At 72.3% G+C, this 13,201-nt stretch carries 12 protein-coding genes; 4 read left to right on the forward strand and 8 right to left on the reverse strand.

Annotation, left to right across the window (positions count from 1 at the left end):
- The first annotated feature begins 109 nt into the window (after positions 1 to 109).
- Genes LCH29_RS29020 through LCH29_RS29030 form a run of 3 tightly spaced genes read left to right on the forward strand, consistent with a single transcriptional unit; the run spans position 110 to position 2,072 of the window.
- On the forward strand, positions 110 to 1,132 hold the full coding sequence (locus LCH29_RS29020) for an ATP-binding cassette domain-containing protein (protein WP_446464653.1): 1,023 nt from the start codon (positions 110 to 112) through the stop codon (positions 1,130 to 1,132).
- The gene (locus LCH29_RS29025; RefSeq protein WP_446464654.1) at positions 1,129 to 1,251 is read left to right on the forward strand and encodes a hypothetical protein; all 123 of its coding nucleotides are present in this window, start codon (positions 1,129 to 1,131) and stop codon (positions 1,249 to 1,251) included. The genes LCH29_RS29020 and LCH29_RS29025 overlap by 4 nt, the downstream gene beginning before the upstream one ends.
- Positions 1,248 to 2,072, forward strand: coding sequence for an ABC transporter permease (locus LCH29_RS29030; protein ID WP_446464655.1), 825 nt, complete (start codon positions 1,248 to 1,250; stop codon positions 2,070 to 2,072). The genes LCH29_RS29025 and LCH29_RS29030 overlap by 4 nt, the downstream gene beginning before the upstream one ends.
- 9 nt (positions 2,073 to 2,081) lie before the next feature.
- Here LCH29_RS29030 and LCH29_RS29035 read toward each other — a convergent pair whose 3' ends face one another.
- Positions 2,082 to 5,474 carry a BTAD domain-containing putative transcriptional regulator gene (locus tag LCH29_RS29035; protein WP_446464656.1) on the reverse strand — a complete coding sequence of 1,131 codons (3,393 nt, stop codon included), beginning with the start codon at positions 5,472 to 5,474 and terminating at the stop codon, positions 2,082 to 2,084.
- Between the two features lie 43 nt (positions 5,475 to 5,517).
- Complete coding sequence (locus LCH29_RS29040) at positions 5,518 to 6,072, reverse strand: Uma2 family endonuclease (RefSeq protein WP_446464657.1); 555 nt, start codon at positions 6,070 to 6,072, stop codon at positions 5,518 to 5,520.
- A 153-nt stretch (positions 6,073 to 6,225) separates the two neighbouring features.
- Here LCH29_RS29040 and LCH29_RS29045 point away from each other — a divergent pair, with 153 nt between their 5' ends.
- On the forward strand, positions 6,226 to 7,023 hold the full coding sequence (locus tag LCH29_RS29045) for a site-2 protease family protein (RefSeq protein WP_446464658.1): 798 nt from the start codon (positions 6,226 to 6,228) through the stop codon (positions 7,021 to 7,023).
- Positions 7,024 to 7,185: 162 nt separating this feature from the next.
- Here LCH29_RS29045 and LCH29_RS29050 read toward each other — a convergent pair whose 3' ends face one another.
- The 6 genes from LCH29_RS29050 to LCH29_RS29075 all read right to left on the reverse strand — a co-directional run bounded on the left by LCH29_RS29050 (position 7,186) and on the right by LCH29_RS29075 (position 13,097).
- Positions 7,186 to 7,362 carry a hypothetical protein gene (locus tag LCH29_RS29050; RefSeq protein WP_446464659.1) on the reverse strand — a complete coding sequence of 59 codons (177 nt, stop codon included), beginning with the start codon at positions 7,360 to 7,362 and terminating at the stop codon, positions 7,186 to 7,188.
- A 134-nt stretch (positions 7,363 to 7,496) separates the two neighbouring features.
- Positions 7,497 to 8,234 carry an NADPH-dependent F420 reductase gene (npdG, locus tag LCH29_RS29055; protein ID WP_446464660.1) on the reverse strand — a complete coding sequence of 246 codons (738 nt, stop codon included), beginning with the start codon at positions 8,232 to 8,234 and terminating at the stop codon, positions 7,497 to 7,499.
- 24 nt (positions 8,235 to 8,258) lie between these two features.
- A complete protein-coding gene (locus LCH29_RS29060; RefSeq protein WP_446464745.1) occupies positions 8,259 to 9,212 on the reverse strand; it encodes a carbohydrate ABC transporter permease in 954 nt (317 codons plus the stop codon).
- A 467-nt stretch (positions 9,213 to 9,679) separates the two neighbouring features.
- Positions 9,680 to 10,600: a carbohydrate ABC transporter permease gene (locus tag LCH29_RS29065; RefSeq protein ID WP_446464661.1), complete on the reverse strand. Its 921-nt coding sequence runs from the start codon at positions 10,598 to 10,600 to the stop codon at positions 9,680 to 9,682.
- A 44-nt stretch (positions 10,601 to 10,644) separates the two neighbouring features.
- Complete coding sequence (locus LCH29_RS29070) at positions 10,645 to 11,991, reverse strand: ABC transporter substrate-binding protein (protein WP_446464662.1); 1,347 nt, start codon at positions 11,989 to 11,991, stop codon at positions 10,645 to 10,647.
- Positions 11,988 to 13,097, reverse strand: coding sequence for a sialidase family protein (locus tag LCH29_RS29075; RefSeq protein WP_446464663.1), 1,110 nt, complete (start codon positions 13,095 to 13,097; stop codon positions 11,988 to 11,990). The genes LCH29_RS29070 and LCH29_RS29075 overlap by 4 nt, the downstream gene beginning before the upstream one ends.
- Between the last annotated feature and the right edge of the window lie 104 nt (positions 13,098 to 13,201).

The following is a 13,201-nucleotide window of genomic DNA, read 5'->3' on the forward strand; positions in this document are numbered from 1 at the left end:
CAACGCACAGAGCCATCGCGGTACATCGACAGCCCGCCGACCGTCCCCCGTCGGCGGGCTGTCTGCCGCTTGTCGGTGATCTGTCGGCGGCGGGTGCCACGCTGAGGACATGACGCGACAGGAACACAAGATCAGGGACGGCAACGCCGTCGAAGTTCGGGGGCTGGTCAAGCACTTCGGCGACACCAAGGCGGTCGACGGGGTGGATCTGGACGTGCCGGAAGGCACCGTCCTCGGTGTGCTCGGCCCCAACGGAGCCGGGAAGACCACCCTCGTCCGCTGTCTGTCCACCCTGCTGGTGCCGGACGCCGGCACCGCCGTCGTGGCGGGGTACGACGTGGTGCGGCAGCCGAGGCAGTTGCGCCGCACGATCGGCCTGACCGGGCAGTACGCCTCGGTCGACGAGAAGCTCTCCGGCTGGGAGAACCTGTACATGATCGGGCGGCTGCTCGATCTGTCCCGCAAGGAAGCCCGCTCGCGCGCGGACGCCATGCTGGAGCGGTTCTCGCTGACGGACGCCGCGAAGCGGGCCGCGTCCACCTACTCCGGCGGTATGCGCCGCCGGCTGGACCTGGCCGCCTCCATGATCGGCCGCCCCGCGGTGCTCTATCTGGACGAGCCGACGACCGGTCTTGACCCGCGCACCCGCAACGAGGTGTGGGACGAGGTCAAGCGCATGGTCGCCGAGGGCTCCACGGTGCTGCTGACCACCCAGTACATGGAGGAGGCCGAGCAGCTGGCGCACGACCTCACGGTCATCGACCGCGGCAAGATCATCGCCGAGGGCCGGGTGAACGAGCTGAAGGCCAAGGTCGGCGGGCGCACCCTCCAGATCCGCCCCTCCGACCCCGGTGAGCTGAACCGCATGGTCGGCGCCATCGCGCAGGCCGGGCTCGACGGCGTCGGCGGCGCGACCGCGGACGTGGAGGAGGGCCTGGTCAACGTGCCGATCGTCAGCGACGAGCAGCTGACCGCGGTGATCGGGCTGCTCGGCGAGCGCAACTTCGCGATCGCCGGGATCGACACCCATCTGCCCAGCCTGGACGAGGTGTTCCTGGCCATCACCGGCCAGAAGACCTCGACCCCCGAGGACAGCACGAACGACAAGGCCCTTGAGGAGGTGGCGGCGTGAGCGACGCACGCGAGGCCGCCGGGCCGCACTCGAAGACGATAGCCGCGCCTCTGCGCCGAGCGGGCGGCAGTGACATCAGCCGCTTCCGCGGCGGGGCGAACGAAAGGGACACAGCATGAGTGCGGCAACGGTCACCGCTTCGCCCAAGAACCTGCCCGACGAGGGGCGGATCGGGCTGCGCGCCAATCTCCGGCACATCGGCGCGCTGGTGCGCCGTAACGCCATGCAGATCAAGCAGGACCCGGAGTCGATGTTCGACGCGCTGATGATGCCGATCGTCTTCTCGCTGCTGTTCACCTACGTCTTCGGTGGCGCGGTGTCGGGCGGCGACCGGGACCAGTACGTCAACTACTTCATCCCCGGCATGATGGCGATGGGCGGCCTCAACATCGCCATGTCGGTCGGCACGGGCGTCAACGACGACTTCCGCAAGGGGGTCATGGACCGCTTCCGTACGATGCCGATCGCCCGCTCCTCGGTGCTGGTCGCCAAGCTGATCGTGGAGACCGGGCGGATGCTGGTGTCCACCCTCATCCTGCTGATCATGGGCTTCATCATGGGCTTCGAGCTGAAGACCGGCCCGGCCGAGCTGGCGGCCGCGGTCGTCCTGGCCCTGGCCTTCGGATCCTCGCTGACCTGGATCTTCATGCTGCTGGGGCTGTCGCTGAAGACGCCGCAGGCGGTGCAGGGCATAGGCTTCCTGGTGATCATGCCGCTCCAGTTCGGCTCGTCGATCTTCGCGCCGACCGCCACCATGCCGGACTGGCTCCAGTCCTTCACCGACTACAACCCGCTCTCCCAGCTCGCCGACGCTGCGCGGTCGCTGACCAGCGGTCAGGGCCCGGTCGCCCATCCGGTGACCGTCGCCCTGGTGTGGGCGGTGGCCATCACGGTGATCACGGCGCCGCTGGCGGTGCGCAAGTTCCGCACCAAGACCTGAGCGAAGGGGTCAGGCGATGGTTTCGACGAGGGCGGCGGCCTCCCGCACGGTGAGGCCGCCGCCCTCCGCGTACGCGCGCTCGTAACTCCCGTCGTCCAGCCAGGCCCGCACCGCCGCCTCGCCCGCCTCCCGGTCCTCCCGCTCGCTGGCGGGAACCCGCTGGATGCCGGGCCGCAGCACGTCGTACGCGCCGAGCAGCCGGGCCGCGAGAGCCGCCCGCTCCGCGCCGCCGAGGGCGGCCAGCGCCCGCGCGGCGGTCATCAGCTGGATCACCGGCACCTGCGGGGCGATCACCTGGGTCATGAAGTCGCCGGTCTTCACCAGCGCCCCCCTGATCCGGGTGAGCGCCTCCCCCGGCTGCCCCTCGATCAGGTCCAGCCAGGCCAGCATCCCCTCGACCAGGCCCTGGAACAGGTCGAGCGCCCGGCTGGCGAACTCCCCGTGCAGCACCGCCAGATGCTCCCTGGCCTCGGCCACCCGGCCCGTGACACCGCACCGGTGGGCCAGGTGCATCCGGACGTACGACGTGGCCTCGGCGCCCGCCTGCGGCTGCTCCGCCAGCAGCTCGCGCAGGATGCGCTCGCCCTCCGCCGCCTCCGTCTCGTCCCCGTGCTCGACGTGCAGCCCCGCCAGCCGGGCCCGGAGCAGCGAGACCTGGGCATGCGCGTCCAGCTCCTCGGCGTAGCGGATCGCCGCGCGGTAGTCGTCGGCCGCGGCCCGGCCGTCGCCGATCAGCTCCAGGGTCTCGCCGCGCCCGGACAGCGCCTCGGCCACGCCCCAGGCGTCGCCGAGCTCGATGAACAGCGCCAGGCTCTCGTCGGCGTCCCGGCGCGCCTGCTCCCCGGGATCGGCGCCGCCGCGCTGGGTCATCACCTTGGCCCGCATCTGGAGGGTGAAGGCCAGCTCCCAGGTGTAGCCCAGCTTCCGGCTGGTGCGCACCGACTCGTCCACGACCTTCCGCATCAGGCCGAGGTCGCCCGTCAGCAGCACCGCGAAGAACCACATGACGCCGGGGACCCGGCAGTTCTGCGGCAGCCCCGGGCGGTAGGCCTCGACGATGCCCCGCATCTCCCGCCGGGACTCCTCGTCCTCCAAGGCCGTCATGTTGCCTTCGAGGTTGGCCAGCGCGTACAGCCGCACCCCGCGCCGCGCCTCCTCCAGCATCTCGGGCTCCATCGGCGGCGGGGCGGCCGTGCAGCTCGTGTACAGCGGGGGCGCGGGGGTGACGGGCGCCTCGAACGGGTTGGGGCCCAGCCGCGCCGCGGCCGTCGACCAGTGGCGTCCGTCGCCGCGGTGGCCGCGCAGGTTCCAGAACCAGCCGAGCGACAGCACCAGGCACAGCGCCTCCTGCTCGTCGCCCGCCGCGACGGCCCGGCGCAGCGCGGTGCGCAGGTTCTCGTGCTCGGCCTCCAGCCGGGTCAGCCAGACGCGCTGTTCGCGGCCGCGCAGGTGCGGGTCGGCGGTACGGGCCAGCTCCCGGTACGCGACCAGGTGCCGCCGTTCGATCGCAGCCCGCTCCCCCGCCTCGTCCAGCCGCGCCGCCGCGTACTCGGCGACGGTCTCCAGCAGCCGGTACCGCATCCCGCCGTCCGCGCCGTCCCCTCCCGGAGCGGCGACCACCAGCGACTTGTCGACCAGCGACCCGAGCAGCGCCGCGACGTCCCGGGGGTCGACCGGGCCGCGGCCGTCCGGGTCGCGGTCGCGGCCGTCCGGGTCGCGGTCGCGGCCGTCCGGGTCGCGGTCGTCCGGATCGCCGCAGACCGCCTCGGCCGCCGGGAGTTCGCAGCCGCCCGCGAAGACCGAGAGGCGGGCGAGGACGGTGCGCTCCTGGGCGTCGAGGAGGTCCCAGGACCAGTCGACCACGGCGCGCAACGTCTGCTGGCGGGGCAGCACGGTGCGGCTGCCGCTGGTCAGCAGGCGGAAGCGGTCGTCCAGGCGGTCGGCGATCTGCCGGGGGGTGAGCAGCCGCAGCCGGGCGGCGGCCAGTTCGACGGCCAGCGGCAGGCCGTCCAGACGGCGGCAGATCTCGGCGCACGCCGCCGGATCGTCGTCGGTGCGGAAGCCGGGGCGGGCCGCCGCGCCCCGCTCCTGGAACAGCCGCAGCGCCACCGGGTCCGGCAGCGGCTCCACCGGGCGCACCAGCTCGCCGGGGACGGCGAGCGGTTCGCGGCTGGTGGCCAGGACGGTGACGCCGGGGCAGCGGGCCAGCAGGGAGTCGGCGAGCCGGGCCGCGGCCTCGACCAGGTGCTCGCAGTTGTCGAGCACGATCAGCATCCGGCGCGGCTCGCAGTGCTCCACGAGCCGCGCGAGCGGATCGTGGGCGGTCGGGTCGGCCGCCGCGCGCAGCCCCTCGGCGGCGCTGCCGCGGATGACGGTCTCGCGCGCGCCGAGCGCGGTCAGCACCGTCTCGGGCACGGTCTCCGGGTCGTCCACGGGGGCCAGTTCGGCCAGCCACACCCCGTCCGGCCAGGCGGTCGCGACCGACTCGGCGGCCTCCTGGGACAACCGGGTCTTCCCGGCGCCGCCGGGCCCGAGGAGGGTGACCAGCCGGTGCGCGGACAGATCGGTGCGCAGCGCCGCCAGATCGGCCTCCCGGCCGACGAAGCTGGTGAGCCGGGCGCGCAGATTGCCGCCGTTGCGCCCGGCCCGCTGCGGCTCGGGCGGCTCGGGGGCCTTCGGGTGCTCCGGTTCCAGCAGCTCCGCGTGCAGGGCGCGCAGCTCGGGGCCCGGGTCCGCACCCAGCCGGTCGGCGATCTCCACCCGGATCGCCTCGTACGCGGCCAGCGCCTCCGCGGGGCGGCCGGTGTCCCGCAGGGCGCGGATGCGCAAGCCGTGCAGCGGCTCGTCCAGCGGGTGCGCGTCGCACAGCTCGGCGAGGGCGGGGAGGGTCTGGGCGGCGTTGCCGAGGGCGAGCGCGGCGGCGATGCGGCCGCGCCGCGCGTCCAGCCGCTGGGCCTCGGCACGGGCGGCCGCGGCCATCCCGTCGGGGAGGTCGGTGAGCGCCGGGCCGCGCCACAGGGCGAGGGCGTCGTCGTAGCGGGCGGCGGCCTTGGCCGGGTCGCCGTCGGCGAGGGCGCGGGCGCCCTCCTCCGCGAGCCGCTCGAAGCGGTGCAGATCGACGTCGTCGGGCTCGGCGCACAGCCGGTAGCCGCCGGGTCCTGATGCGATCGCCGCCTTGCCGACGGCCCGCCGCAGCCGCCCGACGAGGGCCTGGAGCGCGCCGTTCTCGTCGGCGGGCGGATCGGTGTCCCAGACCTCGGCGATGAGCGCGCCGTTCGTCCGCAGCCGCCCCGGGGTCAGGGCGAGCGCGGTCAGCAGGGCGCGCAGGCGTGCGCCGCCGAGGTCGACGGGGGTGCCGTCGTCGCGGTGGGCCTGGGTGGTGCCGAGGATGGCGTAGCGCACGGCCCCATTGTTGTCGATGCGGCGGAACGGCCGGGCGTGGGCCTCAGGCTTGCACCACTCGCGCGAACTGCGAGGAGTCGAGGACGAGCGTCTGGTCGTCCACAGGGATCTCGATCTTCTCCCCGAAGTCTCCGGTCACAGTGTGCCGGTAGGTGCCGTCCTGAGGACGGGTCAGCAGCGTCCAGCGGGCGGTGAGCACGTTGACGACGAGGTACGCCTCGATGCCGCGCAGTGCGTAGTGATCGGCCTTGGTGCTGTAGTCACGCTCCTCGCTCTCCGGGGAGACGATCTCCACGACAAAGCTGAGCAGCTCTTCCGGAAACCTGCTGGCACCATCGACGAACTTGTCATTCGGCACGGCCGACACGTCGGGCTCCGGGCTGTAACCCTCCCGGGGCGGGACCACGCTGAACTCGCCCACCGCCGTCCAGCCCGGCAGACCTTCCTCGATCTGGCTTGCAATGCGCCGCTGGGTCCTCCAGTGCGCTTGGGTAATCGGTACCAACGTGAGTCCGTTCCTGGTCAGCCGCAGCCGCATGCTCCGGGGCAGCCGAATCTGCTCATGCAGTTCCACCGCCCGGTCCTCCATGATCGTCATGCTTCCTCCCTGGCCAGGTTGCTCTCAGACTAGCTGCTGGAGACCCCGTCCGCGTGGCGCTGATCACGTCTGTCCTCGCTCGACCGGAACTCCGCGCACACTGATCATCGTTCTTCCGTCAGTGCCCACCACCCCGTACGGAGACCTCACCCGATGACCACCGCCATCAGCCGCCGTGAGCGGCGGATCAGCCCCGTCTTTCTCGGCCTGGTCGCGATCATGCTCGTATCCGCGTGGGCGGTGTGGACGGACTACTCGGCCAGCCCCGGCTTCGCCGTGTTCCTCTTCGTGGTCTCCGGCTGGGTCGTCTCGCTGTGTCTCCACGAGTACGCGCACGCCCGCAGCGCGCTGCACAGCGGTGATCTGTCGATCGGCGCGAAGGGCTACCTCACCCTCAACCCGCTGAAGTACACGCATGTGGCGCTGAGCATCGTGCTGCCCGTGATCTTCGTGATCATGGGCGGGATCGGGCTGCCGGGCGGGGCGGTCTTCATCGAGCGGCACCGGATCCAGGGCCGCTGGCGGCACAGCCTGATATCCGCCGCCGGACCGCTGACGAACGTGCTGTTCGCCGCCGCGCTCACCGCCCCGTTCTGGCTCGGCAGCGCGGACCAGGTGCCGCTGGTCTTCCGCTTCGCGCTCGCGTTCCTGGCGCTGCTCCAGGTCACCGCCGCGATCCTGAACTTCCTGCCGGTTCCGGGGCTGGACGGCTACGGGGTGATCGAGCCGTGGCTGTCCCACCGCATCCGGCGGCAGGTCGAGCCGTACGCGCCGTTCGGGCTGCTCGCGGTCTTCGGCATCCTGTGGATCCCCGAGGTCAACCAGGTCTTCTTCGACGCGGTCGACGCGATCATGCGGGCGATGGGGGTGTCGCAGTTCGACACCTACTTCGGCCAGGAGTTCTTCCGCTTCTGGCAGGGCGAGCCGCAGTTCCCCGGGCTCGGCTCGTAGCGCGGGCTCAGCTCGTGGCGCCGGTCGCCTCGCGCTCGGCGGGTCATGGCTCGGTTCGCCTCCGGGGCGCAAAAGCCCCTGTCGACGGTCGACCGTGCTCGACCCCTCGTTCCTCGAGGTCTCCGCGCGCTCTCCCTTTCGACAGCGGCGCGCCCCTTCAGCTCACTCGCCGACGCGCTCGGCCTTGGCCCGGCGTACGTAGAACCAGGCCATGTTGGACGAGATCCCGGCGAGCAGGACCCAGACGACGCCGAGCCAGCTGCCCCGCGCGAAGGAGACGACGGCCGCGGCGACGGTGAGGGCGCAGACGAGGAGGGCGTAGACGGCGAGGCGGGGCATGGGGGTGGCTCCTGGTGGGGGTCCTGTCGGGGGTGTCGCTTCCGACATTGTCGCCCATGCCCCGCGGCGGGCCGAGGGTCGCCCTCGGGCGCCCGGCTCGGGCACCCGGCAGACGCCCGGCTCGGACGTCCGGCTCAGATGTCCGTGACGCGCAGGCCCGCGTGGGCCTTGTAGCGGCGGTTGACCGAGATCAGGTTGGCCACCAGGGACTCGACCTGGTGGGCGTTGCGCAGGCGGCCCGCGAAGACGCCCCGCATGCCGGGGATGCGGGCGGCCAGGGCCTGCACCAGATCGGTGTCCGCGCGGGACTCGCCCAGCACCATCACGTCCGTGTCGATCTCCGCGATCTCCGGGTCCTGGAGCAGCACGGCCGACAGATGGTGGAACGCGGCGGTGACCCGGGAGTCCGGGAGCAGGGCCGCGGCCTGTTCGGCGGCGCTGCCCTCCTCCGGCTTCAGGGCGTACGCGCCCTTCTTGTCGAAGCCCAGCGGGTTGACGCAGTCGATGACGAGCTTGCCGCTCAGCTCCTCCCGCAGCGACTCCAGCGTCTTGCCGTGGCCCTCCCACGGGACCGCGACGATCACGATGTCGCTGCGCCGCGAGCACTCGGCGTTGTCCGCGCCCTCGATGCCCAGCTCCGTGCCGCCCAGCTCCTCGGCCGCCGTCTGTGCGCGCTCGGCCGCGCGCGAGCCGATGATCACCTTCTGCCCGGCCCGGGCCAGCCGGTAGGCGAGGCCGCGGCCCTGGTCGCCGGTGCCGCCGAGCACGCCGACGACCAGGCCGGAGACGTCCGGGAGGTCCCATGGGTCCTTGGCGGGGGCCTTCTTGGCGGGGGCTTCGTTCGTGGCGGGCGTGCCGTCAGGAGTAGTCATGACAGCGATACTGTCACGCCCACGTCATGCCTTCACGCTCCCCTCCGTCAGCCCCGTGCGCCAGTACCGCTGGAGGACGCCCATCAGCACCATCAGCGGCAGTACGGACAGGAAGGCGCCGCCGACCGTGTACTGGTACAGCTCCGGCTGCCGGTCCGCGTACCCCGTCCAGGAGGTCAGGCCGAGCTGGATCGGATAGAGGTCGGAGTCGGAGAGCATGACCAGCGGCAGAAAGAAGTTGTTCCAGATGTGCACGAACTGGAACAGGAAGACGGTGACCAGGGCCGGAGTCATCAGCCGCAGCCCCACCGTGAAGAAGGTCCGCGCCTCGCCCGCCCCGTCGATCCGCGCCGCCTCCATCAGCGAGTCGGGGACGGCGGCGGCCGCGTAGATCCGGCAGAGGTAGACGCCGAAGGGGCTGACGACGCTGGGGATGAGGACGGCCCAGTACGTGTTGGCCAGGCCGATGCGGCTGAAGAGGAGATACAGCGGGAGGGCGAGCGCGGTGCCGGGGATGAGGACCCCGGCCAGGATGACGTTGAAGATCCCCTCCCGCCCGGGGAAGCGGAACTTGGCGAGGGCGTACCCGGCGGCGGCCGACAGCAGGGTGGCGGCGAGGGCGCCGACCCCGGCGTACATCAGGCTGTTGGCGAACCACCGTGCGTAGATGCCGTCGTCGTACGTCAGCACCTGGTGCAGACGGCCGAGGGGATCCGGATCGTGGAACCAGAAGCCGAAGGTGCCGAAGAGGTCGCTGCTGGACTTGGTCGCGGAGACGACGAGCCAGTAGACGGGGGTGAGGAAGTAGAGGGCGGCGACGGCGAGCAGCGAGACGGTGATGATGCGGTACCGCAGCGCGGGCCGCCGCTCGCGCTCCGCGCGTCGGCGGTCCGGGCGTCCGGCACCCGGTGCGGGGCCGGGCCCGTCGCTCGTCCCGCCCACCGCGGCGGTCCCGGCAGCGGCCGGGGCGGCGGGCATTTCGGCGGATGCCGCCCCCTCGCGGGCGGCGGTCCGCCGTGTGCGCGCCGCCGTCCCGGCCACCGCGGTCACGCCCGTCGCTGCCACATCCGTCGCCGGGCCCTCCCGGGCAGCGGAACGCCCGGCCCCGGCCCCCGGACCGCCCTGCGCGTCCCCGCCCGCACCGGCCGCCCGCCCGGCGGGCATGGGCCCCGGGGGCCCGTCGCCCGCGCTCGCCGTGCCCGCCGCGCGGGCGGGCGGCCCGGCGGCGTCCGCGTCGACGGCGTTGCCCGCGTCCGGATCGGTAGCCGCCTCCGGTGCCGCGCCCGTGGCCGTGGCCGATTCCGCGTCCGCGCCCGAACCGGGCCGTGGTGCGGGCACGTCCCCGGGGCGGCCCGGGGCGTCCCGCCCGGCCGGGGCCGACGGCTCGGCGCGCTCGGGGCCGCCGGGCCCCGGTGCGCCGCGTCCGCCCGACTCGTCCACGCCGCTCACCGGTCCTCCCCGCCCTTCCCGCGCTGGCCCACCAGCCGCAGGAAGCCGAAGGACAGCACGCACGCGACGAGCGCGAGCAGCACCGCCTCGGCCGCGGCGATGTGCTGGTTGTTGCTGGTGAACGCCTCGTTGTAGGCGGCCAGGTTGGGGGTGTAGCCGGAGTCGATCGAGTTGGTGAGCGGTTTGAGCACCTTGGGCTCGGCGAAGAGCTGGAGGGTGCCGATGAGGCTGAAGACCGTGGTGAGGACGAGCGCGGGCCGGATCAGAGGGAGCTTGATGTGCAGGGCGATCTGCCAGGCACTCGCGCCGTCGATCTTCGCCGCCTCGTACAACTCCCCGGGTACGGCCTTGAGCTGGGCGATCAGCACCAGCATGTTGTAGCCGGTGAACTGCCAGGTGACGATGTTGGCGATGGACCACAGCACGGTGGAGCGGCCCAGGAAGTCGACGTCCCAGCCCGCCGAGTGCGCCATCTCCACCAGCGGGCTGATCCCCGGTACGTAGAGGAAGCCCCACAGGATCGAGGCGATCACCCCGGGCACCCCGTACGGCAGGAAGAAGGCGGTGCGGAAGAAGCCGACCCAGCGCGCGGAAGCCGCCTCCAGCAGCAGCGCGAGCGCGGTCGCGAAGGCGATCATCACCGGGATCTGGACCGCGCCGAAGAGCAGCACCCGCCCGAATCCGGCGGTGAAGTGCTCGTCCTGGAGGGCGTGGGCGTAGTTGGACAGGCCCGCCCAGACGTCCTTCGTCTCCCCGCCGAGGCCGAGCGGCCCGGTGCGCTCGACCTTCAGCAGGCTCTCGTAGAGCGCGAAGCCGATGGGAGCGATGAAGCAGAGGAGGAACAGCGCGAGGAACGGCAGCAGGAAACCGGCCGCCGCCCGCGCGCCGCGCGCCTCCGCGCGGGTCATGCGCGGCATCCTGCCCGACGTACGGCCTGTCGCCCCACCCGGCGTACGGCCCGTCATCCGGCCTCCGCCTTCAGGCCCTTTTCCTTGAGGTCGCCGATCGTGTCCCGCTGCACCTTCTTCAGCACGGACCGGAACGACGACCCGTCGCCGATGGCCGCCGTGAAGGCGTCGCCGAGCCGCTGGTACAGGGTGTCGGTGGCCGGGCCCCACTTCCAGCTGGTGTCCACGCCCTTGCTCGCGTCGTCGAACACCTTGCTGTACTCCTGGCCGCCGAAGAAGTCCTTGTGGACGTCGAGATCGGAGGTGGCGTAGCCCCGCCTGGCGCCGGGGGTGCCGTAGCCGTTCTCGATCAGCAGCTTGATCGACTCGGGGTCGGTGTTGAGCCAGATCGCGAAGTCCAGCGCGTCCTCGGGGTACTTGGTCTTGGCGAAGACGGCGGTCGTGGAGCCGCCCCAGTTGGCGTACGCCGCCTCGCCCCGCTTCCACTGCGGCATGGGGACGACCCGCCACTTCCCCGCGGTCTTGGGGGCGTTGCCGACGAGCAGCGCGTCGCCCCAGCTGGCGCCGAGCCAGGAGGCCATCGCGCCGGTCTGGACGTCCTTGTACCAGGCGTTCTGCCGGTCCGGGATGGTCTTGATCAGCTTCTGCTTGACCAGCGCGTCCCAGTAGTCGGCGACCTTGACGGTCGGCTCGTCGTCGATCGAGACGGTCCAGGTGTCGCCCTCGGCGCCGAACCAGCGCGCCCCGGCCTGCCAGGCGAGGCCCGCGAAGCGGTTGCCGTTGGTCGCCGAGAACGTCTCGATCCAGGCGCCCTTCTTCCGTATCGCCTTGGCCGCCGCCTCGTACGCGTCCCAGGTGGCGGGCGGCTCGACGCCCCACTTCTCGAACAGGTCCTGACGGAGGAACAGCCCCATCGGCCCGGATGCCTGCGGTACGGCGTACACGCCCTTGCCGAACACCGACTGCTGCCACTGCCAGCCGACGAACTTGTCCTTGTACCGGTCGATCCCGTGCTCGGTGAGGTCGAGCAGCCCGTTGTCGATCAGGAAGCTGGGCACCACCGGGTACTCGATCTGGCCAAGGTCCGGCGGGTTGCCCGCCTTGATCGCGGCGTGCATCTTCGCGTACTGCGCGCCCTCGACCGCCGACACCTTCTCGACCTTGACCCGGACCTCGGGGTTCTTGCTGTTCCACAGGTTCACGGGCTTGTCGATGCCCGGCACCCAGGACCAGAAGGTCAGGGTGATCTTCTCGCCCTTCTTGCGGCCCTTGGGCTCGTCGCCCCCGCCGTCGTCCCCGCCGCAGCCGGCGAGGGTGAATCCGGCCGCCGCGGCGGCCGCACCGCCGAGGACGGCACGCCGCCGGGGTCCCTGCGCTCCCTGCATTTCTGACATGCTCATACCAGCTCCTCCACCGGAACGCGCCGGAATGTGATGGTCGAGTAGGCGCTGAAGTCGCCGGTCTCGTAGAGCAGTCCGACCGTGTCCTGATCGATCCTGACCAGGTCGGAGTAGGCAGCGGGCAGCCCGTCCACGGTGTGCACCGGCCGCCAGGTGACCCCGCCGTCGCGGCTCGCCCGCACCGTCATCAGCGCCCGGAAGCCGGGTGCGGCGGGCCCGGAGTACAGCAGGACATCCGGCTCGCCGAGGTGCAGGACGCACCCCTCGACCACCGGCGTCACCAGCCCGGCCTGCGGCCGGAAGGGGGTGGCCAGGGTCGCGCCGCCGTCGTAGGAGTAGGCGTCGGCGCGGGTGCCGGGCGCGGTCGCGTCGTTACGGGTGTTGAAGTAGACCCGGCCGTCGGGGAGTTCGGCGGCGGTCGTCTCGTTGACGTTGATGTAGCCGTCCGGGTCGTCGTCCACGTACCCGATGCGCCAGGTCTCGCCGTCGTCGTCGCTCAGCAGGTCGTGCCCGCCGTTGTACCGGCCCTCGGTGCCGACGTCGCCGGGGACCGTCGGCGGGAGGGAGTGGTTGGCCGGTACGACGATCCGGCCCGCGTGGTCGCCGTGGCATAACCGCAGCGCATGCCCCGGGGTGGTGGCGTACCAGCGCCACTCCGGGCGCTTCGTCTGCGCGGTGATCTCGCGGGCCGCGCTCCAGCTCACGCCGTCGTCGTCGCTGTACGTCAGCCACACCCGCCGCCCGTCCTCCGCGGACACCTCGCCGCGGCGGATCCGGTCCTCGGTCGCGGCGGCGGCGCTGCGGACGTGCACCAGCACGACCCGGCCCGCGTGGGCGCCGTCCTCCAGCACGACGGGCGCGGGGTTCCCGGCCGTTCCGTCGCCGTTCCGGGCGACGACCTGGGGCGCGCCCCAGGTCCGGCCCCCGTCGGCGGACCGCTTCAGCACCAGGTCGATGTCCCCGTGATCGGCGGACGACCCCACCCGCCCCTCGGCGAAGGCCAGCAGCGTCCCGGCGTGCGTCACCACCACCGCCGGAATCCGGTAGCTCGCGTATCCCCCGGTCCCGGCCCGGAACGGGACCGAAACCTCGTACGGGCGTGCCATGCGGACCCTCCCGATGCGCCGTTGCAATCGATCGAGTGCTCAGCCGGACCAAATGGGACGTAGGACGTCCCTTGTGTCCGGCGACCATAGGGTTTGCCTCACAG

Source organism: Streptomyces sp. BRA346, from assembly GCF_052851135.1.

Coding starts and splice junctions, on each gene's coding strand:
- LCH29_RS29020 (WP_446464653.1), top strand. CDS start 110: ATGACGCGACAGGAACACAAGATCAGGGACGGCAACGCCGTCGAAGTT.
- LCH29_RS29030 (WP_446464655.1), top strand. CDS start 1,248: ATGAGTGCGGCAACGGTCACCGCTTCGCCCAAGAACCTGCCCGACGAG.
- LCH29_RS29040 (WP_446464657.1), bottom strand. CDS start 6,072: ATGACGATCATGGAGGACCGGGCGGTGGAACTGCATGAGCAGATTCGG.
- LCH29_RS29045 (WP_446464658.1), top strand. CDS start 6,226: ATGACCACCGCCATCAGCCGCCGTGAGCGGCGGATCAGCCCCGTCTTT.
- LCH29_RS29050 (WP_446464659.1), bottom strand. CDS start 7,362: ATGCCCCGCCTCGCCGTCTACGCCCTCCTCGTCTGCGCCCTCACCGTC.
- npdG (WP_446464660.1), bottom strand. CDS start 8,234: ATGACTACTCCTGACGGCACGCCCGCCACGAACGAAGCCCCCGCCAAG.
- LCH29_RS29060 (WP_446464745.1), bottom strand. CDS start 9,212: ATGCCCGCCGCCCCGGCCGCTGCCGGGACCGCCGCGGTGGGCGGGACG.
- LCH29_RS29065 (WP_446464661.1), bottom strand. CDS start 10,600: ATGCCGCGCATGACCCGCGCGGAGGCGCGCGGCGCGCGGGCGGCGGCC.
- LCH29_RS29070 (WP_446464662.1), bottom strand. CDS start 11,991: ATGAGCATGTCAGAAATGCAGGGAGCGCAGGGACCCCGGCGGCGTGCC.
- LCH29_RS29075 (WP_446464663.1), bottom strand. CDS start 13,097: ATGGCACGCCCGTACGAGGTTTCGGTCCCGTTCCGGGCCGGGACCGGG.